The 26,084-nt window shown below is 65.1% G+C and carries 21 protein-coding genes; 7 read left to right on the top strand and 14 right to left on the bottom strand.

Annotation, left to right across the window (positions count from 1 at the left end; translation table 11 throughout):
- From ACWW1C_RS19820 to ACWW1C_RS19850, 7 genes are all read right to left on the bottom strand, one after another.
- Complete coding sequence (locus ACWW1C_RS19820) at window positions 1-477, bottom strand: hypothetical protein (RefSeq protein ID WP_455979981.1); 477 nt, start codon at window positions 475-477, stop codon at window positions 1-3.
- A 279-nt stretch (window positions 478-756) separates the two neighbouring features.
- Window positions 757-4,782: a phage tail protein gene (locus ACWW1C_RS19825; protein WP_455979982.1), complete on the bottom strand. Its 4,026-nt coding sequence runs from the start codon at window positions 4,780-4,782 to the stop codon at window positions 757-759.
- The gene (locus ACWW1C_RS19830; RefSeq protein ID WP_455979983.1) at window positions 4,779-6,815 is read right to left on the bottom strand and encodes an ATP-binding protein; all 2,037 of its coding nucleotides are present in this window, start codon (window positions 6,813-6,815) and stop codon (window positions 4,779-4,781) included. Before ACWW1C_RS19830 ends, ACWW1C_RS19825 begins: the two co-directional genes overlap by 4 nt.
- A complete protein-coding gene (locus ACWW1C_RS19835) occupies window positions 6,812-7,552 on the bottom strand; it encodes a DUF4255 domain-containing protein (protein ID WP_455979984.1) in 741 nt (246 codons plus the stop codon). Before ACWW1C_RS19835 ends, ACWW1C_RS19830 begins: the two co-directional genes overlap by 4 nt.
- Before the next feature lie 93 nt (window positions 7,553-7,645).
- Window positions 7,646-8,272, bottom strand: coding sequence for a LuxR C-terminal-related transcriptional regulator (locus ACWW1C_RS19840; RefSeq protein WP_455979985.1), 627 nt, complete (start codon window positions 8,270-8,272; stop codon window positions 7,646-7,648).
- A gap of 125 nt (window positions 8,273-8,397) precedes the next feature.
- Window positions 8,398-8,886 carry a LuxR C-terminal-related transcriptional regulator gene (locus ACWW1C_RS19845; RefSeq protein ID WP_455979986.1) on the bottom strand — a complete coding sequence of 163 codons (489 nt, stop codon included), beginning with the start codon at window positions 8,884-8,886 and terminating at the stop codon, window positions 8,398-8,400.
- Between the two features lie 354 nt (window positions 8,887-9,240).
- Entirely contained in the window at window positions 9,241-10,152 is a 912-nt protein-coding gene (locus ACWW1C_RS19850; RefSeq protein WP_455979987.1) for a cutinase family protein, read from the bottom strand.
- 346 nt (window positions 10,153-10,498) lie between these two features.
- Between ACWW1C_RS19850 and ACWW1C_RS19855 the strand changes: the two genes are divergently transcribed.
- Genes ACWW1C_RS19855 through ACWW1C_RS19865 form a run of 3 tightly spaced genes read left to right on the top strand, consistent with a single transcriptional unit; the run spans window position 10,499 to window position 14,299 of the window.
- Entirely contained in the window at window positions 10,499-11,830 is a 1,332-nt protein-coding gene (locus tag ACWW1C_RS19855) for an MFS transporter (RefSeq protein ID WP_455979988.1), read from the top strand.
- A complete protein-coding gene (locus ACWW1C_RS19860; RefSeq protein WP_455979989.1) occupies window positions 11,827-13,134 on the top strand; it encodes an ABC transporter substrate-binding protein in 1,308 nt (435 codons plus the stop codon). The genes ACWW1C_RS19855 and ACWW1C_RS19860 overlap by 4 nt, the downstream gene beginning before the upstream one ends.
- Window positions 13,135-13,147: 13 nt before the next feature.
- Window positions 13,148-14,299 carry an FAD-dependent oxidoreductase gene (locus ACWW1C_RS19865; protein ID WP_455979990.1) on the top strand — a complete coding sequence of 384 codons (1,152 nt, stop codon included), beginning with the start codon at window positions 13,148-13,150 and terminating at the stop codon, window positions 14,297-14,299.
- Between the two features lie 12 nt (window positions 14,300-14,311).
- Here the strand turns inward: ACWW1C_RS19865 and ACWW1C_RS19870 are convergent, their stop codons facing one another.
- From ACWW1C_RS19870 to ACWW1C_RS19890, 5 genes are read right to left on the bottom strand one after another with little or no spacing between them, the layout of a single operon-like run.
- Window positions 14,312-14,779: a hypothetical protein gene (locus ACWW1C_RS19870; RefSeq protein WP_455979991.1), complete on the bottom strand. Its 468-nt coding sequence runs from the start codon at window positions 14,777-14,779 to the stop codon at window positions 14,312-14,314.
- A gap of 4 nt (window positions 14,780-14,783) precedes the next feature.
- The gene (locus ACWW1C_RS19875; RefSeq protein WP_455979992.1) at window positions 14,784-16,007 is read right to left on the bottom strand and encodes a DUF58 domain-containing protein; all 1,224 of its coding nucleotides are present in this window, start codon (window positions 16,005-16,007) and stop codon (window positions 14,784-14,786) included.
- A 29-nt stretch (window positions 16,008-16,036) separates the two neighbouring features.
- Window positions 16,037-17,005 carry an AAA family ATPase gene (locus ACWW1C_RS19880; RefSeq protein ID WP_455979993.1) on the bottom strand — a complete coding sequence of 323 codons (969 nt, stop codon included), beginning with the start codon at window positions 17,003-17,005 and terminating at the stop codon, window positions 16,037-16,039.
- On the bottom strand, window positions 17,002-17,484 hold the full coding sequence (locus ACWW1C_RS19885) for a hypothetical protein (protein WP_455979994.1): 483 nt from the start codon (window positions 17,482-17,484) through the stop codon (window positions 17,002-17,004). The genes ACWW1C_RS19880 and ACWW1C_RS19885 overlap by 4 nt, the downstream gene beginning before the upstream one ends.
- Window positions 17,481-18,443 (bottom strand): DUF4129 domain-containing protein, encoded by a 963-nt coding sequence (locus ACWW1C_RS19890; protein ID WP_455979995.1) that lies wholly within the window; start codon window positions 18,441-18,443, stop codon window positions 17,481-17,483. The genes ACWW1C_RS19885 and ACWW1C_RS19890 overlap by 4 nt, the downstream gene beginning before the upstream one ends.
- A gap of 184 nt (window positions 18,444-18,627) precedes the next feature.
- On the opposite strand from ACWW1C_RS19890, the gene ACWW1C_RS19895 reads away from it, so the two are divergent.
- The 4 genes from ACWW1C_RS19895 to ACWW1C_RS19910 are packed head-to-tail and all read left to right on the top strand — an operon-like array spanning window position 18,628 to window position 23,826.
- A complete protein-coding gene (locus ACWW1C_RS19895) occupies window positions 18,628-20,247 on the top strand; it encodes a peptide ABC transporter substrate-binding protein (protein WP_455979996.1) in 1,620 nt (539 codons plus the stop codon).
- Window positions 20,248-20,250: 3 nt separating this feature from the next.
- A complete protein-coding gene (locus tag ACWW1C_RS19900; protein ID WP_455979997.1) occupies window positions 20,251-21,177 on the top strand; it encodes an ABC transporter permease in 927 nt (308 codons plus the stop codon).
- The gene (locus tag ACWW1C_RS19905) at window positions 21,170-22,129 is read left to right on the top strand and encodes an ABC transporter permease (protein ID WP_455979998.1); all 960 of its coding nucleotides are present in this window, start codon (window positions 21,170-21,172) and stop codon (window positions 22,127-22,129) included. The genes ACWW1C_RS19900 and ACWW1C_RS19905 overlap by 8 nt, the downstream gene beginning before the upstream one ends.
- A complete protein-coding gene (locus ACWW1C_RS19910) occupies window positions 22,129-23,826 on the top strand; it encodes a dipeptide ABC transporter ATP-binding protein (protein WP_455979999.1) in 1,698 nt (565 codons plus the stop codon). Before ACWW1C_RS19905 ends, ACWW1C_RS19910 begins: the two co-directional genes overlap by 1 nt.
- 269 nt (window positions 23,827-24,095) lie before the next feature.
- Here the strand turns inward: ACWW1C_RS19910 and ACWW1C_RS19915 are convergent, their stop codons facing one another.
- Together ACWW1C_RS19915 and ACWW1C_RS19920 are read right to left on the bottom strand one after the other, a co-directional pair.
- Window positions 24,096-24,752, bottom strand: coding sequence for a nuclear transport factor 2 family protein (locus ACWW1C_RS19915; protein WP_455980000.1), 657 nt, complete (start codon window positions 24,750-24,752; stop codon window positions 24,096-24,098).
- A 339-nt stretch (window positions 24,753-25,091) separates the two neighbouring features.
- Window positions 25,092-26,069, bottom strand: coding sequence for an NAD-dependent epimerase/dehydratase family protein (locus tag ACWW1C_RS19920; RefSeq protein ID WP_455984366.1), 978 nt, complete (start codon window positions 26,067-26,069; stop codon window positions 25,092-25,094).
- Window positions 26,070-26,084: the final 15 nt, after the last annotated feature.

The following is a 26,084-nucleotide window of genomic DNA, read 5'->3' on the forward strand; positions in this document are numbered from 1 at the left end:
TCAGCTGTCACAGTCGAGGTCGATCGGCCGGTTGAACGGATCGATGGCCGCCGAGAGCGCATCGGCATCGCTATGGCGTTGCGCCTCTTCGGTGTCGTGAATCCCCTGCAGATGCTCCTGCAGTGCGCCGGTGCCGCATCCGGTGAAATCGATGGGATGCGTCGTCGTGCCGTTGTAGGTGCGGAACCGCCGCGCATGTTCGTTCTCGTGTGGACGGAGCACGTCGCGCAAGAATGCGCGCACGCGGTGCTGCTGACATTCGGTCAGGCCGTCCGGCACATCCGGCATCCGGATGGTCACCTTCGCGTTATAGGTGACCTTGAAGGCGCCGACCGCGTGCAGGCACGGGTTGTCCTCGGGACAGTCGGTGCAACTCTTCGCGCGCTTCATCGACCTGGGCGCCCAATTCGAGATCCCGCCGTCGTATTCGGCGGAGGTGTCACCGTGAAGGGAGACGCTGGGGCCGCCGCCGTGCACGGTCGGTGTGGACTGCGGAGGCTGGGTCACGAGCTCAGACGTGGCGGAGTTGCCGATAGTGCGTTGGAGTTCGAGCATCATTCGGGCCCGTGTGGTGGGGTTGGTCTGCCGCAACAGCGACGGAAGGTCCGGCTGCCAGGTGACAATCCACGGCTGACGGGACCGACGTGGCACTGACGGGTGCGCCAGCGTTCCGGCTGGCAGAGACCTCCGTCGTGTATTCACGGTTCAAGTGGACTCTCACCACGCGTCATTGTCCAGCCCGCGCCGCGCCTCGAGCTATTTCGTGGAATCTAAATACTGTTGCCGCTTACCGAGAGCTGCGCCGCGCAGCGAATTCGGACCCGACGGCTCGATCTCGTAGTTGTTGGGATCGGTCATAAACTGCTCAACCTCGGCTGATTGCGGGCCGGTGAACCGTCCATTGGTGTTCCACCAAGTCACCGCGTCGACGATGTGACCCATCGCGCATGCGCTGATCGGCCATAGCGTGAACTTGCCTGGCGTCGCGACCCCATTTTCGTCGCGTTCATACCGAACCTGGTCTCCGACGATCTTGCCTTCTGACCGCATGCGGCTCTCCACCGCGCGCCCGACATCACTCTTGATACGGGGATTGGGTCCCATGTAGTACATCCGCTTTGTTCCGTCGTCGGGATACATTTCCCAATTGCGATTGACCTCTCCTGCAGTGACACGCTCGGCAGACCCGACAACCGCTCCTTTCAATGGATTATGGAACGTCTCATCAGGTTTGCTTCGCGGCCGGAGGATCTGGAATTGAACCATCTGCTGCTGGACATTGACTCGCGGCGCGCTTTTCGGGCCGGAACCGCTCACAGACATTTCTTCCGTCTGGAGCGATAGAACTCGCGCCACCACCGCCCGGTCTTTGAGTTTCACTAATTTGAACGGCTGTACCCAGCCCGGCAGCGTCCCAGCCGAGACAGGTCCCGCGGTCGCCGGGAACACTATTGGCACAAGCGGTTTCAAGAGTGGCACTAACATCTCCATCGCGTCGTTGAGTGCATCGACATCGGTTGCCTGGCGCCCAACGGACCCTGTCTGTTCGACGATCTTCTTCAGCTTCGCGATGGTGTCCTGCTGGGATTGCGCCGCCTGAAGGTCTCCATACTGTGGATGGGCTACACCAATCAACCGTTTGGCATTGTTGAGCATCACTTCTACCGGCGTTGGATTGGATGCGACGGACAGCTTCGCTCCTGCACCACGCCCGTCCCAGTACAGGGTGTGAGACGCGCCATCGCGCGCGGTGAAGACCTTACGCAATGTGAACCAGTCTCTGACCTTCCGCACAGCACCAGCGGCCTTATCTTTCACCCAGGCCTTTCCAGCTGTTGCCTTCCCCTTCACCCACTGCTTTCCCGCTTCAACCTTCCCCTTCACCCACGCCTTGCCCGCCGCCACCTTGGCCTTGACCTTGCTGCCAATCCCCTTGAGACCGCGAATGATCGGTCCGGCGAGCTTGAGACCGGTCTTGATCACGAAGTCGATGGCCTTGGTGACCGGCTTCTGCAGCTTCTCGATGATCTCGCGGACCTTCTGCCCGATGCCGCCGATACCGATCACGCTGGCGAGGAAGCCGATGAGGATGGGCACCAACTGGCCGAGGACGTCCTCGATCTTCGTCACGACGCCGCCGATGTTGCCGCGGACGATATCGGCTGCCGAGTCGATCACAGTGTTGACGAACTTCAGAATCCGCTCGGCGTTGTTGACGAAGAACATGATGATGTCGTAAATCAGCTTGCAGGCCTTGATGAAGGCCGCGGCCGGGTTGAGCAGGCCGATCAGCCAGGTGATGCCCGCGGTGATGATCTTGGTGATCACGAAATCCTTGACCTGCTCAAGGATCATCTCCTTGATGTCTCCGAGCTTGTCCATCAGCATCTGCCACAGCGCGCCGACACCGCCGGAGGCGAGGAGCTTGAAGACCTCGACGCCCTTTTCGATGGCGGCCATCGCCGGCTCGCCGATCTGTTTCACCAAGCGGTTGCGGATGTTTCGCCAGGTGAGTCCGAAGATCGACGCCAGCAGTTTGATGATGCCCTGCAGGTCGAACTTGTCGGGCAGCTCGATGCCGCCTTCGGCCAAGGCGCCGAACAGCCACGTCATCAGGCCCTTGCGCAGGTGCGTCAGGATGTTGTCCTTGAACCTGATGATGCCGCCCTTGATGCCCTCGACCAGGTTGCTGAGGAATCGCACCGGGTGCTTGATGATGTCGCCGACGACGTGCGCCACCCGGGCGAGCGTGTCCATCAGCATTGCGGCCAGTTTGCGAATCGTGTTGATGACGGCCTTGATTGCGCCGATCGCCTTGTCGACCAGCCCCTTGTTCTCCGCCTGCAACTCTTCGATCCGCTCGTCGAGGCCCTTGCGGGCTTCGACGTACTTGGTGGCCAGCGTGTCGACGACGGCGTCCTGCTTGGACTTGACGTCCTCCTCGAGCTGCTCGAACTTGTCGTTGATCTCCTTCGACGCCTCGGCACCCAACTTCTGCAGGCCGGCGGGCAGGCTCTTCACGTACGACGCGATCTCCGTCTTTCCCGCCGCGATCCTCTTCTTCGCAGCGGTCAGGTCATTGCCGACAATGTCGGCGACCCGCGAGATGACCAGGTCCATCTGTTTGAGGTACAGCTCACGCCCGGCCTCGTAGAATTCGTTGACCTTCGACGGCATACCGAGCAATTTGTCCTTGGCCCAACGGAATCCGCCGAGCCAGCCGCCGTAGCGGTCCTTCTTGTAGGCGGCCATCTTCGCCGAGACGTAGGCCTCGAACGCCTTCCGCGCGACGGCCTCGCCCTGATCGAACTCCTTCTCCACCTTCGGGTCGATGCCGTCGAGGATCTTCTTCACGTCGGCTTCGGTCGCGGCGAAGATCGATTGAATCTTGGCGGTGACCTCGGCCCGCTTCTGTTCGTCCTTCGACTTCGTCTTCCCTTTGTCCGCGACGAGTTTGGCCAGTGCAGTCGCCTTGGAACCCTGCATTCCGGCGACGCCCGCCTTGGTCTCCGCGGCGGCCTCGGTGTGGGCTTGCGAAATCGTGTCCTGTTCCTGCTTGCGGTACTCGGCGGGCGCCGTGTCGGCGTGCGCCGCAGCCTCTTTCTTGTCCGCGAGAGCCTGGTTGAACTCGGGCTCGTTGGATTCGGAGAGTTGCTTCTCATCGACGTTGGCGTCGGCCATCTCCTGATTGGCTTGCTGCTTGCCGGCTTCGAGATTGAGTTGCTGCGGCGGCGCCGGTTTGGGTACCGCGCCACCGGCAGGTATCGCCGGCGCGGGGCCCTGTTGTTCGGGCCCCATCGGGGTCACCGGCTTGGGCACCGTTTTGGACGTGTCAGGCGCGGCCTCGGTGGCGGTCTTGAGGTCGTGGGTCTCGCCGTCCTTGTCCTTGGACACCAGGCCTTTGACCTCGCCTTTGACCTCGCCGGCCTTGCCGGATTTCGCGTAGTTGTCCGCTTCCTTCAACGTCTTCGGGGACTTCGCCTCAATGGCGGCCTTGACCGCGGCAATGAATGCCTTCTTGTCGAACGAACCGGCCTGCTGGGCATCCATGGTGTCGACCTTGGCTGCCTTCGCTTGCCCGGCAACATCATCGGTCGGCGCGAGCGCCGCATCTTGAGCTTCCTTGGCCTTCGACGCCGCCGGTGGATGTGCGCGCTTGTCCTTGGCGAAGGTCCCGACATTGTGAGTGACGGCGGTGAATGCCGGATCTTCATGTGGTGCAACGGACTGTGGCGCCACTGGCGGCTGCAGCAACTGATCGGCCGACAACGGTGCCGCAGCGCCGCCCGACGCGGCGGTCGGAGGCGCCACTGTCGGCTGCGGACCGGCGCCCCCGCCCCCACCCGTTCGCTTGGCCGGCTTGGCCGCGGCGGCGCCCAGCCGACTTTTCGCCGGCACCGGTTTCGGCGGCGGGACCGGCTTCTTGGGTGCAACGACGTTGGGCCCGAACCCGGTGATGTTCACCGCGAGCGCCGCCGCCGGCGGTTTCGGCCCTTCCAACTCCACGGGCACACCGACGGATTTGGCTGCCTTCAAACCTTTTTCGACGATGTCGACCGCGGGCTCATCGTGTCGCATTTCGCGCAGCGCCGATTCGATCTCCCCTTTGCCCGGCGCCCTGAGTTTCCCCAACAGGAGCGCATTGACCGCGGCATTGCCTGCGGCACGCTGAAGGCCCATCAGGGCCGCCGGTGTTTCCGTCTGCCGCGCACGCTCGGTCTTCCGACGGCCCTCGACCAACGCATCGTTGACAGGTCGCGCCGAGTGCGCCGGTTCGGTCATGATCCGGACGTCGGCAGTAGCCGGCCCTGCTTGCGGTACTCACGATGGATCGCGGCCGTCAGATGCTCCACATCGATCGCACGGCCGGACCCCGCGGCCATGTACGCGGCGGTGATCGCCGCCGACCGAATGTTGCCCCCGGCCAATGGGAATGCGTCGGCGAAGGCGTCGAGCTGCAGCTCCGTGGATGCCGGCACCGGCCCGTCCAGGCAGCGCTGCCACAGCGCCAACCGGGCCTGCTCGTCCGGCATCGGGAAGTCCACGACCATGTCCAACCGCCGGGTGAACGCATCGTCCAGATTGGCCCGCAGGTTGGTCGCCAAAATGGCCACTCCGTCAAACGACTCCATCCGCTGCAGCAGATACGCGCTCTCGATATTGGCGTAGCGATCGTGCGCGTCGCGGACCTCACTGCGCTTGCCGAAAATCGCGTCCGCCTCATCGAACAGCAGGACCGCCGAGACGTTCGAGGCTTCCGTGAAGATCCGCTCGAGGTTCTTTTCGGTTTCGCCGATGTATTTGTCGACAACGGTCGCGAGGTCCACCGCGTACAGATCGAGGCCGAGATCACCGGCAATCACCTCGGCAGCCATCGTCTTGCCGGTGCCTGAATCCCCTGCGAAAAGTGCTGTGACACCGCTACCCCGGCCCCCGCCGGGTCGCATCTGCCAGTCGCGCAGGACCTTTTCCCGGTGCCGTGCTCGAACCGTCAACTCCCGAAGTTGGTCCAGGGTGCCATCGGGCAGTACCAAGTCACTCCACGAAACACCCGGCACCACGCGCCGCGACAGCCGCTCGAGTCCGGCCGCGTTCTGCAGCCGGGCACCTCGGCGCAACTCGGCACTGGTCGGTCTGCCGCCATCGAGGAGCGCTGACGCGTGCGCCGAATCGATTGCCGCCGCAACCTCTTTCGGTCCAAAGGCGAATTGCGAGGCCAGATCGTCGACATCGACGGTGTCGGCGAGCGATCCGAGTTGACGCTTCCACAGGTCGGTACGTTCCGATGTGGTCAGTCGGGCGGTCTCGACGACGAGCGGAACTTCGTCCGACCAGGCGGGATCCCATGCCTGGGTACCGACGAGCACCACCGGAACCGGCAACCGTGCCAGCAACGGCATGACACGAGCAGCGTGCTCGGCCAGCGGCTCGACCGGCGAAATCACCAGACCGGCATCCCGCAGGACCGCCTCCCTCCCCAAGACCGCGACGGCCGACGCAGGCTCCCCGACCGCGACCAGACGTCGCGCATCGCACATCACGACCGGCCGGGCTGCCTTGTCCAAACCGTCGACGGCGATCGCGGCTCCGGAACATCCGCCGTTCTCCCGGAGATAGCAGAAACGTTGCCCCGCAACGAGGGCCTTCGCCAGCGCGGTCGATTGCTCGGTGACATTACGATGCGGTTCGGTGAGCAACCCGGTCAAGGCCGGATCGGGTTTGTCGTCACCGAGCAGGTGGGCGGTGACCCGATCGGGCACCCGCAGTCCGCGGGTGAGGAACGGCCGATCCGTTTCCTCGATCAGCACCAGCGCGAGGTCGACCAGCGGTGCCCCCGGCGACAAGCGCGCACGCGCTGTGGCATCCAGCGGCGAGAGATCACCGAGATCGAGTGCCAACGCGACGGTCGCACGCCGACGCGTGACGTCGTCGTTGAGATAGCCGTAGAAGCGCTCGAATCGGGAGTCGAGGTCGGGAAGCAGCGCGATGACCAGCAGATCGACATCGTCGGCTGTCAGTCCCGCGGTGCGCGCCAGTGCGCGCAGCCGCAGGACGATCCCCCCGCTTTCGGCGGCATCGGCATTGTTTTCCAACATGTTTCGGCGCGTCGAGTCGAACAGTGGGGGTTCCTGCGGCCCGCCCAACAGGGCGTCGACCGTCGCATCGCTGATGTATAGACCGCGGAACTGATCGTCGGGCGCCGGGTCGACGCTTCTTCGGTGCGCGACGAGTGTCCGGACCCGCTCTTCGATGACGGCTGCCCGGCCGAGCAGGTATCCTCGACTGTCGAGCGCCGGGGTCGCCGGCGACGTCACTGCGTCGTCCCACCGGGTTTCGGACGACGCTTGCGGATCCGGATCGACGTGTCTGATCCACCAGCGGCCGACGATTTGGCCGCGCCGCCTGCCGCCGGCTCCGCGCCGGAAGCCTCGAACGCAAGCTCGGTCAGACCACGCGGCCGAGTCTCCGGAGGCGCGGTCCCGTCGATGCGCTGCAAGGTGAGGGTGGGCGCCCACTTGACCGGCGGACCCGCCTCGAACGATTGACCGGAGTCAATCGGTGCGGTGACCACCACATCCAGTGAGGGTTTCAATTCACCGCCCAGGGCCGTCCACACGTCAGCGAATGATCGATCCTCAGGCGGTGGCAGCGCGACGGTCAACGGCACCGGCAAGCCGAGTTGCTGGAGCGATCCTCCCAATACGTCCTCCGGCAGTGCCTCATAACGCAGGAAGCAACGCAGCAGTGCGGCCAGCAGGCGGTGCTCATCCTCCGGACGCTGCGTCCACGCGGCGACCAGGTAGGACAACTTGAAATGTCTTGGGGGCAAATGCCGTGACACGACAATGTTGTCGCGGTACTCGTTGATCATGCCCCGCTGCCGACGGCGCATGTCTTCGCGGATGTCATACAAATAGACGTCGATGGTGGGCCCGCTGCGCCGCGCGGCCCAATCTTTGGTCGGCGCGTCGAAGGCCACTTCGACATCCCCCTGGTCGACCGCCTCGCGGGTGATCAGCTTCTTCAGCGCCTCATCGACGTCAGAAATCACAACCATCACCGTCGCGCGAAGGAGGGATACGCGGAACGAGCACTCGTCCCGCTATAAGGGCAGGAATCGTTGCCCGAAAGGGAAATTCGACGCTCAGATCAATCCAGCTCTGACGGCGTAGGCGACGGCGTGCGACCGGTTGCGCAGCTGGAGCCGTGTTGTCACGTCGTGCAGGACATTCTTCACCGTGCGCTGGCTGTAGCACAGCTCCTGGGCGATCTCGTTGGTGTCGTGGCCGTCTGCGATGAGGCGCAGCACCGCAGTCTCACGATCCGTCAGCCCCGAGAACGTCAAACCCTGCGGCGACAGCAGCTGACGCTGCAACCGCCCGACCTGACCCAGCAGTGTCCCGAGCAGGTCCGAAGGCAGCACCCCATCGCCGTTGGCCACCTGCTGGATGGCGCGCACCAGCACTTCGGGCGTCGCATCCGAGCGTCGCAGCAGGCCACTCACACCGACCTCGGCCGCACTGACCACAGTGGTGTCGTCGACGGCACTGGTCACCAGCACGGTGTGCTCAATGTCGGCTCGCTGCAAGGCCTGTAGAACACGGAGCGTTTGCGCGTCGAGCGAGTCCGCCACCACGACGGCGACTTCTGCTCGGCTCAACTCGGCAGCCGCGACGATGTCGATCTCCGGTCTCAACCGAAGCTGGCTGACCACACCGGCCTGCAGGATCGGATCGTCGGCGTATACGTAGGTAGATACTCGCTGCTGCATCGATCACCCTTCGACTAGAGCGGTCTGCGTCGATACCAACTATCCGCAACGGGCTCAACGGTGGCTCAACGCCGGCTCGCCTCCGCTCAACAAACGCTCAACAAGATGGCCGTTGTGTCAGCCGCCTATCGTTGAGCCGCGGCATCCGTTCCCCGATCCGGCCGGACGATGCGTCTGACGGCACTGCGGTTGGTGACACCAAGCTTGGTGAGTACGGATGCGACGTGATGGCTCACCGTCTTTGGACTGATCACCAGGATGTCGGCAATCTGTTTGTCGGTGAGCCGGTCGGCCAGTAGTTCGGCGATCTCCAGCTGACGACTGGTGAGGCCAAAAGGATTGCTCTGAGTCGAGCAGCGTTGGGGACGGCGAAGGCAACGAGCGCTCAACTGAATGGCGTACTCACCGTCGAGCACGGATTGACCCCGGGCCTCCAGCAACCTCTGACGCGCCGCCACACGCGTGGGCACCCCGAGCTTGGTCAGAATCGCCGACACATGGTGGCCGGCAGTCTTTGGGGTGATCAATAGCGCGTCGGCGATTTCACGGTCGGTGAACTGCGCGACGAGCAGCTCGGCAACCTGCCACTGCCGGCGGCTTAGTCCAAACGACACCGACGGTGAGACACCTGATTTCAGGGCTGCCGGGCGCCTCAGAACGGTCACGAGATGCGGTCAATGCTCAGGTTCAGGGCTCGGCGTCGGGCCCGTGTGGCGATGATCGTGATTCAGCGCATTCATCCGTTCACACGACCTTCCCACCACGCAGCGACGACGTTCGCGGGCACAGAGCCCGCCGGGCACAGGGAACGCAAAGCGACTTCACATTATCCCCCATGACGAACGGCGCCGCAGGATTCACAAAACCGCGCATTCGGCGAACCACGAGTGACTCATCCGTCGCATCAGTTGCAGCAGTTTCGTCAAGATCGGCGTCTGAGGCGGTTTCCAGCCCCGTTGCGGAACGCGCTATGACAACTCAGGGGCGGGAGCCGGCGACGTCGGCGTAGCGGCCGAGGGAACCGCACTGGGCGGCTGCAAACCGTAACCCGCCTGCGGACCGGGTTGCGTGCCGTACGTCTGCGGAGGTCCGGGCTGCGGGCCGTACGACGGCTGCGGTCCCGGCAGAGCGCCGTAGCCCATCTGGGGGCTGGGTCCAGACTGCGGGGCATACGCGGGGAACTGCGAACCGTAGCCGGGCATGGTCCGAGCGGACCCGGCAAGAAGCTTGGACGCGACAAAGGCAGCGGCCTGATCGGTGTACGCCGGGACGTAGCCCTGCGTGTGCCCACTCCAGGAATTGCCCGCACCGGCGTGACAGATCGGGTCGGCGGGATTACACAGGTCGATCGCTTTGGGACTCAGCGGGGAGTTCTGAGTTGGCGGCGCTCCATCGGTACGGTCGGCCTGATTGCCGAAAGTCGCAACCGCCGCAACGTTTTTCACATACTCGGCCGGCAGCGGGCTACCCCAGTTGATACCGGAGAAGCCGGCCACGATGTTGACCACACTCGCGCCTTGCGAGTAGCCGCCCAAAACGATCTTGGTGTCTGGACAGGCGGCCGCGGTGGATTTGATGTGGTCGATAGCGTCCTTGGCGCCCTCACCACTGTGCCGCTGCGTGATGGTGGCCTTGTAGTCCACCGCGTACGACCGGATGGTCAAGCCACTGGCCTGCTTGCGCAGCGAGTCAACGAGGGCATCACCGACCCGGCCCATTCCCGCCGGCTCATCGGTGCCGCGCGCGAAGATGACTTCGGCGTCGGGGCAGTCATCGGCGACCGCCACCGGAGCCGCGCTCGTGATGATGAGCGGGGCCGTGACGGTCAGCAGCATCACAGCGCCAGCAACGCCTGAGCTACGGAGGCGGCGAATCAGCATCTACGCATCCTACCTGTATACAGGAAAGTAAGACAAACCTCTGACCAGCAAATACGTCGAATTCAGCAATCGCAGCCACGACGACACACCAGGCTGCGGTGCGTTTCCGGCAAATATTGCCACCGGGATTCTGACTTCACGCGATGGCGGCCCAGCCGGCACTGACCGGTATAGTCGCCGGCGTGGGTGCTCGTTCGGACAAGGCTCCCGCACCCATGGTGCGGGCACACTCGTCGTGCACCCCGACATTTCTTTCCTCGATCTGGAACCGCGCCCGCCTGGCGCCCCTGAACAAATTCGCGCGCTGACTCTCGCTGCCCGAACGTTCCCTTTCCTGTAATGAGAAATGAAGCCATCTCTCTACGCCGTTGCGGCGTCGCTGTACCTCGCTGAGTACACCCTCTATTCGAATTCCTCGGCGACCGTTCTCCTGAACGCGTCGATCTCGGACTTCTTTCACCTGCCCTACGGCCTGGCCGCCAACGTCGGTGTGGCGTTCCTGGCCGGGTTCTGTGCAACCCTGCTGCCGGCCGGCCTGCTGTTGCACCGCTTTCCGCCGATCACCACGTTCTACGTCAGTTCCGCCGCGCTCGCGGTACTCGGCGTCGCTGCGAGCCTCAGCCCTTCGTTCTGGGCGCTCATCATCGTCCGGTTCCTGCAGGGCGCGACGTCGGCGGTACTGGCACCGCAGCTGTTCCGGATCGCACGACAGCAGTTCTATCCCGATCACCACACGGCGTTCCTCGGCACCTGGGGGCTGGTGGTGTCGGCTTCAGCGCTGTGCTCGCCGTTGATCACCGCAGTGCTCAACGACACGTGGGGCTGGCGAGCTTTCCCGTACGAGACGGTGCTCACCACGCTCGCGTCGATTCCGCTACTGGCGTGGGGTGCACGAGCAGAAGCACGAGAACCCGAAGCTGCGCCCGACAGCTCCCGCCGGGGCGCGGCGTTGATCGTCGGCTTTGGGCTCGCGCAGGTCGTCATCTTCCTCGCCGCCGGGACAACGACCGAGGTGACGACCAAGGTGCTGTTGAGCGCGCTGGCCACGGTGCTGGGGGTCTTGGTCATCGGCGCCTGCCGGTCGTCGGCCGGTGACGGAGCGCGCAGTCCGATTCTGTATCGCAGCTTCCTGATCGTCTTCGTGGCGGGCATCGCGACCAACGTCTTCACCCTGGTGGTGATCTACGTCCTCCAACGGGTGCAGTCGTTCAGTTCCTACCGGGCGGCGCTCGTTCTCCTACCTATGGCGCTGGTCGCGGGCCTGTTGCCGATCTCGAGGTTCGGCCGCCCTGGTGACGACGCGAAGAACACCCGGTTGGTGGCCTACGGAGCCGGTTGCCTGGCGCTGGCCGGCTGCTGGGTCGCGGTGACCACCGACCACATGAGTTCGTTGCTGATCAGTGCCACGGTGATGGGCGGCGCCATGGGCCTCCTGTGGAGTTCGCTCGCCACGAACGTGCTGACGAACTCCGGCCGGGTCACGTTCGATTCCGCGGTGTACCACTACCTGCGGGCGCTGGGCGCGGCCATCGGAGTGTCCGTCGGCGCGACGGCAATCGGCGGCTTCGACAGCGCGCACCACCTGTTCATCTTTTCCGGGGTGCTCATCGCCGTGGTCGGTGTCATCGCGTCCGTCGCGGCACGGCCGGCGGCCAGCCGAGTAGAGGTCCGACCATGACGCACGACGTCGTCTTCGCCTGGCCGCCCGGTCAGCTCACCGTCGATCCGCGCCTGGCCTACAACGGCATCTCGAAAACCTATGTGCGACAGGTGTTCGAGAGTCTCGTCGATATCGACCCGGCAACCGCGCAGCTGCGGCCGTGGCTGGCCTCGGCGTGGCATCGTCCCGATCCGCTCACGGTGGAACTGACGATCTCGCCCGGCCGGCAATTCTCCGATGGCGTACCGCTCACTGCTGATTCGGTCCGAAACAGCTTCTGCGACATCATGACCGACCTTGCCGGCCTCGCTCCCCCGCCGTCGGCCGTTGCCGCAGTGACGGGGCTGTCCGGTGTGGAAACTCGCGGCGAGACAGTCGTATTCCGGTTCGACCGACACAACGCCGCGTTTCTGCACAGCCTGGCCAGCGTGAACCTGGCGGTCAGCAAGCCGTCGGCCGGGACCCTGCGGCTGGGCACTGGAGCGTGGGTGCAGGCGGACCCGGGGTGCCTCACCAGCGGCAAGAACCGTCTGCTCTTTGTGACGGACGACGCCGGACTCGCCGACGTGCGCACCGATTCTCCAGACGGCTTCCTCGCCGCCGAAATCCACAATCCGGGAATCAGTTACGGACTGTGTCCCAACGTATCCCGTGGACCGCTCGCCGATCCCCGAATCCGGTGTGCGCTCTCGCTCCTGGTCGACCGCGAACGACTGCGCCCGATCCTGGCGTCGTGCGGCTACACCGCTGCCGGCTCGGTGCTCACGCCGGCCGCGCTGCACCACCTGGATTGTTCAGCCCGGCTTCGGCACGATCCATCGACGGCACGGCGGCTGCTCGATGCCGCCGAGGCCGACGGGTTGCGGTTCGAGGTGGTGTTCAACAGCTCGTTCTCCCCGGTCGACGCCGAACTATTGGCTGCAATTGCCGAGCAGTGGGCCGGCCATGGAGTCGAGCTGGTTCTCCACGACGTCGACTTCGGCGAACTCCGGTCACGGCAGCAGACGGGCGCCTACGATTTCCGGTTCTTCTATTACACCGCAACAGATCCCGACGCGCTGCGGTTTCAGTTCGCCGTCGATCAACGCAACGCGATGTGTCGCGTCGAACGCGACCAGCTCGACGACCTGCTCGACGCGCAACTGGGCTGCCCCAACCCCACCGAGCGCCGAAAGCTGGTGCACGACATACAACAGCACATCATCAGCGCCGGGCTGTGGCTGCCGATCTGCAACGTACGCACCGTCGTCAGCCACCGACCGGACATCGTGCCCCCGCTCACCCTCGATGCCGAGGGCCTGGCGCGCTTCACCCATCTGTAGAAAGGCACGCACTGTGTCAGACCACACCACCACCGCACCTACCGTCGTCGTCGGGGCCGGACTCGGCGGCCTCGCTGCGGCAATTGCCTTGCAGCACAATGGCCACCACGCCATCGTGGTGGACCAGACCCGTGAGCTCGGCGAGGTCGGCGGTCCGCTCGGAATCTCGCCACCGACGCTGCGACTGTTCGACGAGTGGGGCATGCTCGAGAAGTTCAACCAGATATCCTCGGCGACACGTTTTTTCGGGACTCACGATCAAGATGGCCACGTCGAGTCAGTGGCCGACTATGCGGCGACTCCTGAGGTGGGCTCCGAACACGGGCAATTCGGTTATGCCGACGCCGAGCTGTCGCCGCGCACCGTCCACCGGGCCGATCTGCATGCTCTGATGGTCGCGCATCTCGGCAGCGACCCGGTGCGCCTGCGGCACCGACTGACCGGCCTCTCCGAGCACGACGATGACGTCGCGCTCACGTTCGCCGACGGCACCGTCATCCGGACTTCGCTGGTGATCGGTGCCGACGGACTGCGCTCCACCGTGCGCACGCTGTTCAGCGCCGACGAAATCAACTACTGCGGTTCGGTGATCTTCCGGGCCGTCAGCCCTCTCGAGTGCCTCGGCAGCCGCCCCAATGACCGTCTGCGGTCGTGGCATTCGGCCGACTACGCCAAACACGTCATCGCGATGCCGGTGCGCGCGGGCCGGCAGGTAGCGGTCGACGCGACCCTAGGCGTCGACGAACCACCACTGCATCTGTGGTCGGCGCGCGCGGATTTGAAAGCCCTGGCAAGGCAATTCGACGATTTCGAGCCCGTGGTGGGCCAGTTGATCCGAGGCGCTACCGGTCCGGTGTACATGCACCCGGTCTACGACCGTGACCCGATCGAGCACTGGACCACCGCGCGCGTCGCACTGCTCGGCGATGCCGCGCACCCGATGACGCCGTTCGGTGGGCAGGGCGCCAATCAGGCCATCCAGGACGGCGCCGAGCTCGCGCGCCAACTGGCCGATGTGCAACGCGGTGACGTCGCCGCGGCGCTCCGGCGGTATCAGGCGGTCCGGACCGAGCAGACCGCCGAGATCCAGCGCTCGGCGCGGCAGCTGGCCTCTCGGCGGGCCAAGGTCGCGCTCCGGCTGACCGACGTGCTGTCGGCCTTCTGATCGCCGATGTCGTTACGGCGCACCCGAACTGTGCGGGGTCAACGCCAGCCAGTAGAGGACGACCACCGCCGGCGGCGCCAGCAGAGGCAGCCACGGGAGGTCTAGTCGCACCGCGGTGGCGGCCAACCCTGCGACCGTAAACCCAAGCATCGCAACCAATGTCGTCCTGGTCATGGTGACCACGCCAGTTCCCGCGGCATGACGCAGCAACAGGTACGCGGTCGCCGACAGCCCAGACAGTGCCGCGACCAGCGGAGGCGAATCGGATACGGCCAGAGCCACCACCGTGAGCAACACCGCACCCGTAGCCGCCACTCGAAACAGCAGTCCGGCACCGACCGCCACCAGCGCCAGCACCACCGCGACGACGGCCGGGCCGTGGGCGTCGACGGCGGCCACCGCGACCATGACGACACCGAATCCGGTCGAAAGTATCCGCGCACCAGGCTGATCCGAGCGGGTTGCCACATCGGCCGTCATGGCGTCACCGCCTCGCGGCCCGCCGGCGCGCCGGCATCAACCGGAGTGCCTGGTCCAGGGTGACCGTCGAGGACCACGGCACCACATCCACGCCGACGATCCCCATGTCGCGATACATCGCATGCCGCTGCAGCGCCCACATGCGTGCCAGCGTCGGATCCTGTTCGCCGTCGAACGGAGGCCCTTCCAGCACGTCGACGGCCACCACGGTGTGCCTACGGCCACGCAACTCGGTCAACGCCAACGTGAACGGCGTATCCAGCAAGGTCGAGAAGGCGAACACGATCGCGCCCGAAGGTACGGCCGCGCGCGGCGCCAATGTGCCTGTGGTCGTTTCGTATTCATTCCCCACGCACATCGCGGCATCGAGCACGCGGTAGAACTGGCGCTGGCCGATGTCGGCGCCGATCCACCGCGGGCGCATGCTGCCGAGCGCGACGATGCCCGCACGGTCACCATTTCGCAGCGCGCTCTGCACAACCTGGGCGGCGCCCAGCACGACCCGCTCCATCGCGGCAGCGGCCGGACCGGGAGGCTGCATGCTCGTGTCGATCAGCACGACCACATCGGCGGCACGGTGGGTCAGCCGTTCGGTGACGTGCAGCCGGCCCCGACGGGCGCTGACCGGCCAGTTGATGGTGCGCAGCTGATCGCCGGGCAGGTAGGCGCGGACATCGGCGTATTCGACGCCCGGACCGACGTGGCGCGTGAGGTGTGTGCCGAGACGGTCGGGCAATTCGATGCGCGGTATCGGCGTCGATTGCGGCGGGGCGATGGGAAAGACAAAGACTTCGGCGACGTCCACGCCGCCGGTCCCGGCCAACAGTCCGCCGCCGGCCACGACGTCGACCGTGGCCCGCACCGGGTACCGGCCCCATCGCTCGGCGGACACCGAGACCGTCTTCAGCTGCGCGGGACTGCCTTCGAGAACCTCGACACCCATTCCGGCCGTGACCGACACCGTGACTTCGGCCGCGATGGTCGGCGTTTCCGTCGTGACCCACACCGACACCTGGGTGTCGTCGTTCTCGAAACACCGCACCAGGGCGGGCCGCCCGTGCACGTACACCGTGGCGGACGGGCGCTGCCAACTGATCGAACACAGCACGCCCAGCAGCGGGGCGGCGAAGGCGATGAGCTGCCACCGCGGACCGAGCACCGCCGCGGCGAGGGCCACCCCGGCGCAGGTCGCAATTGCCAATGCCAGTGGCGATGCACGCCAATGCAATTCGACTCCGTGTGGCTCGGGCGTGTTCGTCACACCGACCCGCCCCGCGTGCGCGGCACAGGCAAACGCTGTAGCAACTGCGCCACGATGTCACTACCGTGCACACTGCGCACCCACATCTCCGGCTTGAGGCTGATGCGGTGCGAAATCACGGGAACGGCAAGTGATTTGACGTCCTCGGGGATCACATAGTCCCGGCCGAACAGCAGGGCACGGGCACGTGCGAGTTGAACGAGGTCAAGTTCTGCTCGCGGGCTGGCGCCGACCACCACCTGAGGGTGGTTGCGGCTTGCCGCCGCCAGCGACACGACGTAGTGCAAGACGTCGTCGTGCACCGTCACCTGCTCGACCGACTCCCGCATGGCAAGCAGATCGTGGGCGTCGACAACCTGCGTCACCATCGGTTCGGCAGACCCGCGTTCCAGGCGGCGGCGCAGCATCACCGTTTCGTCCGCGCCCGACAGGTACTTCAATTCGACCCTGACCGCGAACCTGTCCAACTGCGCCTCCGGGAGCGGGTACGTGCCTTCGTATTCGATGGGGTTATCAGTGGCCAGAACGATGAACGGTGCAGGCAGCCTGTGGGTTTCGCCATCGATGCTCACCTGGCTTTCCGCCATGGCCTCCAGCAGTGCCGCCTGGGTCTTCGGCGGTGTCCGGTTGATCTCGTCGCCCAGCAGCAGATTCGTGAAGATGGGCCCGCGACGGAACTCGAACCGGCCCGACTGCATGTCGTAGATGGTCGATCCGAGCAGGTCGGCAGGCAGCAGGTCCGGCGTGAATTGCACACGGGTGAAAGACAAACCGAGGGCCCGGGCGAACGACTTGGCGATCAGCGTCTTCCCCAGCCCCGGCAGGTCCTCGATCAGCACGTGCCCGCCCGCAAGCACGGCAGTCAGGATGAGGGTGAGCGCGGCGCGCTTCCCCACCACCACACGTTCGATCTCGTCCAGCACTGCCTCGGAGTGGGCGGTGGTCAACTCGGCGGGCATCGTCATAGCCGCTCCAATCGATGCAGAATTTCATCGAGCGTGGCTCGGCCGGGTCCCGGCTCCCCGCGCGAAGCACGGAGCACGTTATGCGGATCCACCCACTGCCACAGTTGATCGCCGAAGACCATCCGGCCGGTCGCTTGCATCGCGGCCGGATCCTTCGCCTGCTGCGCGCCGGTGGCCATGAAGAATTCGCGCGCCAGCGTTGGCCGCAGGTGGTGGTCCCAGTCCCCGCGAGTGGATTCCGACCACTGGATCAGCGCTTGGGTGCGAACCATCCAGTCCTGCAACGACTCCTCCGCGTCATTCGCGACAGGCTCAGCCGGTGCGGGTGTGCGGGCAGCCAGCCTGCGACGGACCGCCAGCAGTGCCAGTACCGCGACAACCGCGGAGGCCCATCCGACCGCTGCGCGATCGCCGAGCAGCAGCGGAATCAACTCCGCTGCCACCACCAGCGAAATCCCTACGACCACAAGCCTCTTCATGCGAGGCTCCGCAGTTCGGCGAGCACCCGCCGCAGGGCTTGCGCGGCGATCTCACGGTGGCGTTCGGTCATGACGTGCGGACTGAACCGAGCCTCCGCGAACAGATCCACGAGTTCGGTTGCGCTACCGGCATGCAGCGCGTGGTGTTCGACAGCTCGAGCCAGCACTTCAGAAGGGGTGTCGGAATCCTGCGGTTCGGCACCGGGAGCGTCCGCGAGAGCACGCTCCATCGCCGCGTAGCAGGCGATGATCGACTCCCGTGGCCCCCGGCTGCGGTCATCGATCTCTGCGAGGCCGAATTCCGCCGCGCGCGTCAGAGATTCCGGCGTCGACTCGATGACAGGAGTTTCGGCCCCGTCGCCGGCAGGGAGGTACGGCGCATTGGTCCGCCGGCTTCGTCGAACCATGGCGGCGACGCCCCAGAGCAACAGCATCACCACCACGGTGGCGAGCAGGTAGCCGAACACACGGTGCTCCGGCGGCGGAGGCGGCACCGGTGATGGAGGCGGCGGAGGTGGCACCGTCGTGGTCGGCGCGCTGCCCGGTGCCCTGTTCCGCGGAGCTTGTGGGATCGGCAGCTCCGGTAGTTGCAGCAGCTGCAGATGGGCCAGCAGGAGGACGAGCGCCAACCAGACCAGGAATGCGCTCACCCCGATCAGCACCAGGCGGCGCACCGGCCTCCATCCGAGCTTGCCTTCGATCGAGCCTGGTAGCGCGAAGGGCGCCGACGCCGTTGCCGTCCGTGGACGCCGGAGCGACGAGATGACGCCGATCGCGACGATGAGCACCGAGACGACGAGCAGCGTGTTGACGCCGACCACGCTGGCCGCGGCGTGCGCCGGCTCCTCGTCGGCCGGACGAGCGACACCCGGCAGGTATCCGCGCAGCGCGACGGCGACGACGAACAGCAACGCGATCAGCGCGACGATGCGCCACAACGCCTTGTCGATACCGTTCATCGGTACACCGCTCGATCGTTTTGTCTTGTCTCCATCGTGGCACGTCACCGCCACCGCGGGTGCCGAACCGACCGGGAACGCCGGCTCTCACCTGGCGTTCCTGCATGGCCGACGGGATCGAGCTGTGGGATTGTGAAGGCTCGATCGGAGGTCCAAGGTGAAATGGGCAGCGAGGTCCCTGTGGGTGGCGACGACGGCCGTGGTGCTCGCCGCGTCGGCATGCAGCCTGGAAGGCGCGCGCGGCAACTATGGCACCGGCCCGGACGCGATCATCACCGTCAACGGCGGTGAGCCACAGAACGGCCTGGTGCCCACCAACACCAACGAGAACATGGGCGGTCGCGTCGTCGATTCGTTGTTCACAGGGCTCTACAGCTACACCGCCGACGGCACGCCGGTGCTGGCGAACGCAGAGTCCGTCGACACCACCGACAACCAGCACTACACCGTTCACCTCAAGCGGGACTGGACCTTCACCGACGGCACCTCGGTGCGGGCCGAAAACTACGTCCGTGCATGGAATTTCGGTGCGGCCACTGTCAATGGTCAACTGCAGCAGAGCTTCTTCTCGCCCATCGAGGGATACGACGCCGTCGCCGCCGAGGGTTCCCCGCTGACCGAGATGTCGGGCTTGAAGGTGGTGGACGACTACACCTTCACGGTGCGCCTCACCAGCCCCAACATCGACTTCAAGCTGGGGCTCGGGTTCACGCCGTTCAAGCCGTTGCCCGACGTGTTCTTCACCGAGGGCGCGGCCAAGTTCGGCGAGCATCCCATCGGGAACGGCCCATACATGCTGAAGGGCCCGGACGCCTGGCTGCACAACGTCAAGCTCGACGTGGTGCGCAACCCGAACTACAAGGGTCCGGACAAGCCGAAGAACGGTGGCCTGAGCTTCATCTTCTACAGCAGCTTCGACACCGCGTACACCGACCTCGAGTCCGGCAACCTCGACGTGCTCGACACGGTGCCGGTGAGTGCGTTGGGGACGTATCGGAAGGTGCTCGGCAGCCGGGCCCTGACGAAACCGACCGCCCAGAACCTGCAGCTCGGAATCCCTTATTACCTGCCGCATTTCAGCGGCGAGGAGGGTCGCCTGCGACGCGCGGCGATTTCCATGGCGATCAACCGGCCCGAGATCATCAAGGCGATCTTCCGCGGCGCCCGCGGCGCGGCGCAGGACTTCACCGCCCGGTCACTCCCGGGCTGGGACGCGAACATCCCGGGCAACGAGGTGCTGAAGTTCGATCCCGTCAAAGCCAAACAGCTGTGGGCGCAGGCCAACACGATCGCGCCCTGGGCGGGATCGTTCGAGGTCGCCTACAACTCCGACGGCGATCACCAGGTGTGGGTGGACGCGTTATCGAATCAGTTGAAGAACACGCTCGGCATCGACGCGCACGGCGCTCCGCAGCCGACGTTCAAACAGGTCCGGGACGAAATCACCAAGCGGACCATTCGGACCGCATTCCGAAGCGGGTGGCAGGGCGACTACCCGTCGATGATCGAGTTCCTGCAGCCCCAGTTCGTCACCGGCGCGGGTTCCAACGATCCCGTCTACAGTTCGCCGGCCTTCGACGCGAAACTGATCGAGGCTGAACGGGCGCTCGATCCGAACCAGTCGTATGCGTTGGTGAATCAGGCCCAAGCGATCCTGATGCGCGACCTCCCGGTGATCCCGCTCTGGGACTACACCGCGGCCGGCGGCGTCGGGCCGGGTGTGACGGCCCAGCTGACCTGGAACGGTCTGGCTGATTTCACCCAGATCACCAAGGGCGACGTCGCCGAGAACCCCAAGGGATAACCGATGCTGAGATACGGATTGAGCCGGGTCGGACAGCTGGTGATCGTCTTCTTCGGCGCCACTTTCCTGATCTATGCGCTCGTCTTCCTGCTGCCCGCCGACCCGATCTCCGCGCTGGGCGGCGGCAAGCCCATGTCGCCCGCGCTGATCGCCACACTGCGCGCGCAGTATCACCTGGATCAGCCGTTCTACCTGCAGTACTGGCACTACATCAGCGGAGTGTTCCGGTTGGACTTCGGCATGTCCTTCTCGGGCCAGCCGGTGTTCGACGTGATGAAACGCGCCTTCCCCGTCACCGTCGACCTCGCGCTCATCGCGCTCGCCGTCGAGGCAGTGTTCGGCGTGACGTTCGGCGTGCTCGCGGGTCTGAACAAGGGACGTTGGTTCGACACCACGATCCTGATCGTGACACTGCTCATCGTCGCCGTCCCCATCTTCGTGATCGGATTTGCGGCTCAGTACCTGCTCGGTGTGCGCTGGCAGATCTTCCCCGTCACCGTCGGCGGGCACCTGGACCTCTATCACCTGTTGCTGCCCGGATTCGTGCTCGGTGCCGTGTCGTTCGCATATGTTGTCCGGCTGACGCGCTCATCGATCGCGGAGAACCTCTCGGCGGACTACGTGCGGACCGCCACGGCGAAGGGGCTGTCCCGCCCGCGGGTGGTCCTGGTCCACGTGCTCCGCAACTCGCTGATTCCGGTGGTGACGTTTCTCGGCGCCGACCTCGGTGTGCTGATGGGCGGCGCGATCGTCACGGAGGGCATCTTCAACATCCCCGGAGTCGGCGGAACCATCTATCAGGCGGTGATCCGGGGCGAGTCGTCGACCGTCGTGTCATTCGTGACCGTGCTCGTGCTCATCTACCTGGCGTCCAACGTGGTGGTCGACTTGCTCTACGCCGCCCTCGACCCGAGGATCCGCTATGTCTGAGACCCCGGCCCAACCCACCGTGTACCCGGGCCAGGAGCGTTTCGTCGCCGGCCCCGAGGCGGTCAGCGTCGCCGCTGTCGACGCCGTCGCCGCCGATGTGGATCCCGCCGGCTTCTGGAAGTCGGCGTGGCTGGAGCTGCGCACCAAGCCGCAGTTCATCGTGTCGATGGCGCTGCTGGCGGTGATCGTCGTCGTGGTGCTCTTCCCAGGGCTGTTCACCAGCCAGGACCCGCATTACGGTTCGCTCGAGCAGTCGCTGCTGCCGCCCAGCTCCGAGCACTGGCTCGGGACCGACCGGCAGGGCTACGACATCTACACCCGAACGATCTACGGCGCCCGCGCTTCGGTGGCGGTCGGCGTGCTGACCACCCTCGTCGTGGTCGTGATCGGCGGTCTGCTCGGCGCCGTGGCCGGGTTCTTCGGCGGCTGGATCGACTCGGTTATCGCGCGGCTGGCGGACATCTTCTTCGGTATCCCGCTGATCCTGGCGGCGGTGGTCACGATGCAGATGATCAGTTCCCGCACCGTATTCACCGTGGTGATCGTGCTCGCGGTCTTCAGCTGGCCGCAGATCGCGCGCATCGCCCGATCGGCGGCGATCGCGGTCCGAGGCGAGGAGTTCATCGCGGCGGCGCGCTCGCTGGGGGCGTCCCGGGTTCGCACCCTGTTCACCCACGTCATCCCCAACGCGCTGGGTCCCGTGATCGTGGTCGGCACCATCTCACTGGGCATCTTCATCGTCACCGAAGCGACGCTGTCGTATCTCGGCATCGGGCTACCGTCCACCGCCGTGTCGTGGGGCATCGACATCGCGGCCGGGCAGCAACTGCTCCGCGAGGGCACGCCGATCCTGTTCTACCCTGCCGCGGCGCTGGCGATCACCGTGCTCACCTTCATGATGCTCGGTGACGTGCTGCGCGACGCGCTGGACCCGAAAGCGAGGACCCGCTGATGTCTCAGACGTCGAAGGGCGGATCCGCGCCGCTGCTCGACATCCGCGACCTGCAGGTGGCTTTCCGGGTGCAGGGTAAGTCGGTGCCCGCGGTGCGAGACGCGAGTCTCACCGTCTACCCGGGGCAAACGGTGGCCATCGTCGGAGAGTCCGGGTCAGGCAAATCGACCACGGCCGCCGCGATACTCGGCCTGTTGCCGGGGACCGGCAAGGTGACCGGCGGTCAGATCCTCTTCGACGGCCAGGACCTGGCCGCCGCGTCCCGCCGCGACTTCGAGAAGATCCGGGGCAGCGGCGTCGGGCTGGTCCCGCAGGACCCCAACACCAACCTCAACCCGGTGTGGCGCGTCGGATTTCAGATCCGCGAAACCCTGCTGGCGAATGGCGCGGCGAAGCGGGGCGACGCGCGTAAACGCGCTATCGCGCTCCTCGGCGAGGCAGGCATGCGCGACCCCGACAAGCGGGTCAATCAGTTCCCGCACGAGTACTCGGGCGGCATGCGCCAGCGGGCGCTGATCGCGATCGGACTCGCGTGTCGGCCGAAGCTGCTGATCGCCGACGAACCGACCTCGGCCCTGGACGTGACCGTGCAGCGGCAGATCCTCGACCATCTCGAGGAGATGACCACCGAGCTCGGCACGGCGGTCCTACTCATCACGCACGACCTCGGCCTGGCCGCGGAACGCGCCAGCCACCTCGTCGTCATGTACAAGGGGCGGGTGGTCGAGTCGGGACCTGCCCGGCAGATCCTGCAGGACCCGCACCACGAGTACACCAAGCGATTGGTGCGCGCGGCGCCCTCTTTGGCCTCCCGGCGTACCGGCGGTGAGCTCATCGGCGACCAGGCGTTGCAGCTGAAGGTCACCGAACCCGCCCGGCAGGCGTCGTCCGGCCCTCAGGACGTCGTGGTCGCGGCGAACCTGGTCAAGGACTTCCCCATCCGCGGTGCCGTTCCGTTCCGCGGCGGCTCGACCTTCCGCGCCGTGAACGATGTCAGTTTCACCCTGCGGCGCGGGACGACCACCGCGGTGGTCGGCGAGTCCGGCTCGGGAAAGTCGACGGTGGCGCGCATGGTGCTGGGGCTGTTGGAGGCGACCTCGGGCACGGTGCACTTCGACGGCAAGGACGTCACGTCGCTGCGCGGCGCCGCGGCGAAGGAGTTCCGCCGCCGGGTGCAGCCGGTGTTCCAAAACCCTTACGGGTCACTGGATCCCATGTACTCCATCTACCGGGCGATCGCCGAGCCGCTGAACATCCACGGCATCGGAGACAAGTCCTCCCGCACCGCCCGGGTGAAGGAGCTGCTGGACCTGGTCGCGCTGCCGCAGTCGGTCATGCAGCGCTTCCCCAACGAGCTGTCCGGCGGTCAGCGGCAGCGCGTCGCGATCGCCCGCGCGCTCGCCCTCAACCCTGAGGTGGTGGTATGCGACGAAGCAGTGTCGGCACTGGACGTCCTGGTGCAGGCGCAGATCCTCACGCTACTGCGCGACCTGCAGAACGAGCTCGGCCTGAGCTATCTGTTCATCACCCACGACCTGGCGGTGGTGAAGGAGATCGCCCACAACGTGATCGTGATGTCCCGCGGCGGGGTGGTGGATTCCGGGCCTACCGACCAGGTGTACCAGAACCCGACGTCTGACTACACCCGAATGTTGATCGACGCGATCCCGGGCGGAACGATCGAGCTCGCGGGCTGATCCAGGAGCGCAGCCAGTCTTTCTCGGCTAGCCCTTGCGGCACAGCCACTCTCAGACCCTGAACCCATACGCACGCTTTTTCAGTTGCTCCATCATCCCGGTTCGTATCGTCTTGGGCGTCGTCACAAACCAGCTTCATCGTGTCCTCCGCCATCGCTCGCTCTCGCGAGGTGCCGGACATGCTGACTCAAGAGGTAACGCGGCGGGCAGCCGCCTGACACATGACTCGGAGTTGAAAGTCCAGCGCTCTGCCCGCCGTGCCGCCATCGTTATTGGCCGAGAAGGGCTTTGATCTTGAGGGCGACCTGATCAAGCGGGGCATTCGCCTGGATCACGGTGCCGTCAGGGTTGATCAAGTCGATCCGAGTGCGGGTCAGTTTCGAGTATTTCTCCACCCACTGACCGTTCACCTTCACGTACTGGTCGTTGTAGTGGCCGTAGCCGTGGACCCCCAGCGTGTTGTTGAAGACGAGTACATCTTCCAAGGTCCATAGTCCTTCAGCCGTTGTTGCCGAGGTGAGGTGGATATGGGGATCTGAACCCTGGTGATGCGTATTGGCGCCGCCGAGCGTCAGTTTCAAGAAGGCAATGAATGAGTCTCGATCGCCAAAGGTGGGGCCTGCGCTACATGTGGTGTCGACGACAACGTTGGGCGCGAGCAGGTTGCGCAGAGCATCCCAGTTCTTTGCGTCGATGTTCACAAAGTAGCTGGTCTTGAGTTGTTTGATCGCATCGACCTCCGCGCCGGTATCCGACTGGGGCGTCGTATAGGTACAAAGGCTGGGCAGAGGCAATGGGTCAGCATTGGTGATGGGGGCGGAAATCCCTGCCGCCAGTATTGCGGCCGCACCCAATGTCGCACCAGCACAAGACATGTGACCGTTGATGGATTTTGATCGGCGCCGACGATTACCGGTTTGGAACATCATTCTCCTTGTGGGGTGAAAGCAGCCGGCGGGATGCGCGCGGCTGCAGACCGGCCCGACAGTGCGAGCCGGTGGATCGGTGAGTGCCGAGATGCCCTTATGTAACGCAACGACAGTCAACCTTGACCGCCTTCAAGGAAGAATGCCCTTGAGATGCAACGTCTTACGAGAACCGCGACGGAAGACGAGTTTCCCTGAAGACGAATAATCAATATCAAGTAGTTGATTATTCGAAATCTAGCCGAAGGTTCATCGAGAGTCAACGGTTCGCGTACAGGCCGCGTGCTGTGTACGCGTTGCGCTTCATTCGATTCCGGCGACCGGCGCCGAAGCGCGCACCTAGTTGCGGGCGTGGCGTTGTTCGTGGAAGAAGCGGGCCGCAGCTTCGATCGCAGCCTCGGTTGGTCTTGGTGCCCAACCTAATTCACGTTCGGCCTTGCCATGGTCCAGCGGTGACATCAGTTCGGCCATGCGCAGTCCGACGACCGCGAACGGCAGATCGCGGCGCAATAGCCGTGCAGTGAGATCATTGAGGTGCGCGCCGAAATAGAGCAGTACAAGGGGCAGTTTGATACGTGGGACAGACGCTCCCACCGACCGGGCGGCCAGACTGTGCACTTCCCTGGTGTGCATGTACCGATCGGAGATGATGTAACGCTGTCCAGGTCGGCCACGTTGGGCAGCCAGCAGCATCGCGCGAGCAGCGTCTTCGATGCCGACGACTTCGGACGAAAAGTCAAAGTAGAACGGAAATCTGCCGGCAGCTACCCGCGCGATCACCGAGCCATGCGGTGTCGGTTGCCAGTCACGTGGCCCATAGGTTGTCGAGATACACAGTGCTACCGCGGGCAGACCACGAGTGCGGGCGTAATCCAACACAAGGTCTTCCGCAGCCACCCTCGACTCGATGTAGGACCCACCGCCAGACCAATTCCGAGGGTCGTCCTCGGTCACCGCGCCGGATGCGCTGATAGCCAATGTTCCTGTCGTGCTGGTGAATACAAATTTGTGGAGTCCAGCGGCGGCGGCCACCTCAAGCACATTGCGCAGCCCATCGACGTTGGTGCGAAACAGTGGCGCTGGATCGCGCAACCACATGCGGGCATCGACTGCACAGTAATAGACGACATCGCAGCCGGCCATCGCCGTGCGCAGAGTGTCATCCTCGAAAAGGTCGCCGTAGTGCCGGTCAACATCGAGGTCATCGATACCCCGGGTGGAGCTGGTACGCCGCAGCAGTACCCGCACGTTCGCGCTGCTCTGAACCAGCTGGCGAGTGACGTGAGAGCCGAGAAAACCGCTGGCGCCGATCACCAACACTGTCGTTGTGCC

This window comes from Mycobacterium sp. HM-7 (assembly GCF_053852335.1).

Coding starts and splice junctions, on each gene's coding strand:
- ACWW1C_RS19825 (WP_455979982.1), bottom strand. CDS start 4,782: ATGACCGAACCGGCGCACTCGGCGCGACCTGTCAACGATGCGTTGGTC.
- ACWW1C_RS19840 (WP_455979985.1), bottom strand. CDS start 8,272: ATGCAGCAGCGAGTATCTACCTACGTATACGCCGACGATCCGATCCTG.
- ACWW1C_RS19850 (WP_455979987.1), bottom strand. CDS start 10,152: ATGCTGATTCGCCGCCTCCGTAGCTCAGGCGTTGCTGGCGCTGTGATG.
- ACWW1C_RS19855 (WP_455979988.1), top strand. CDS start 10,499: ATGAAGCCATCTCTCTACGCCGTTGCGGCGTCGCTGTACCTCGCTGAG.
- ACWW1C_RS19860 (WP_455979989.1), top strand. CDS start 11,827: ATGACGCACGACGTCGTCTTCGCCTGGCCGCCCGGTCAGCTCACCGTC.
- ACWW1C_RS19870 (WP_455979991.1), bottom strand. CDS start 14,779: ATGACGGCCGATGTGGCAACCCGCTCGGATCAGCCTGGTGCGCGGATA.
- ACWW1C_RS19880 (WP_455979993.1), bottom strand. CDS start 17,005: ATGACGATGCCCGCCGAGTTGACCACCGCCCACTCCGAGGCAGTGCTG.
- ACWW1C_RS19885 (WP_455979994.1), bottom strand. CDS start 17,484: ATGAAGAGGCTTGTGGTCGTAGGGATTTCGCTGGTGGTGGCAGCGGAG.
- ACWW1C_RS19890 (WP_455979995.1), bottom strand. CDS start 18,443: ATGAACGGTATCGACAAGGCGTTGTGGCGCATCGTCGCGCTGATCGCG.
- ACWW1C_RS19900 (WP_455979997.1), top strand. CDS start 20,251: ATGCTGAGATACGGATTGAGCCGGGTCGGACAGCTGGTGATCGTCTTC.
- ACWW1C_RS19905 (WP_455979998.1), top strand. CDS start 21,170: ATGTCTGAGACCCCGGCCCAACCCACCGTGTACCCGGGCCAGGAGCGT.
- ACWW1C_RS19910 (WP_455979999.1), top strand. CDS start 22,129: ATGTCTCAGACGTCGAAGGGCGGATCCGCGCCGCTGCTCGACATCCGC.
- ACWW1C_RS19915 (WP_455980000.1), bottom strand. CDS start 24,752: ATGTTCCAAACCGGTAATCGTCGGCGCCGATCAAAATCCATCAACGGT.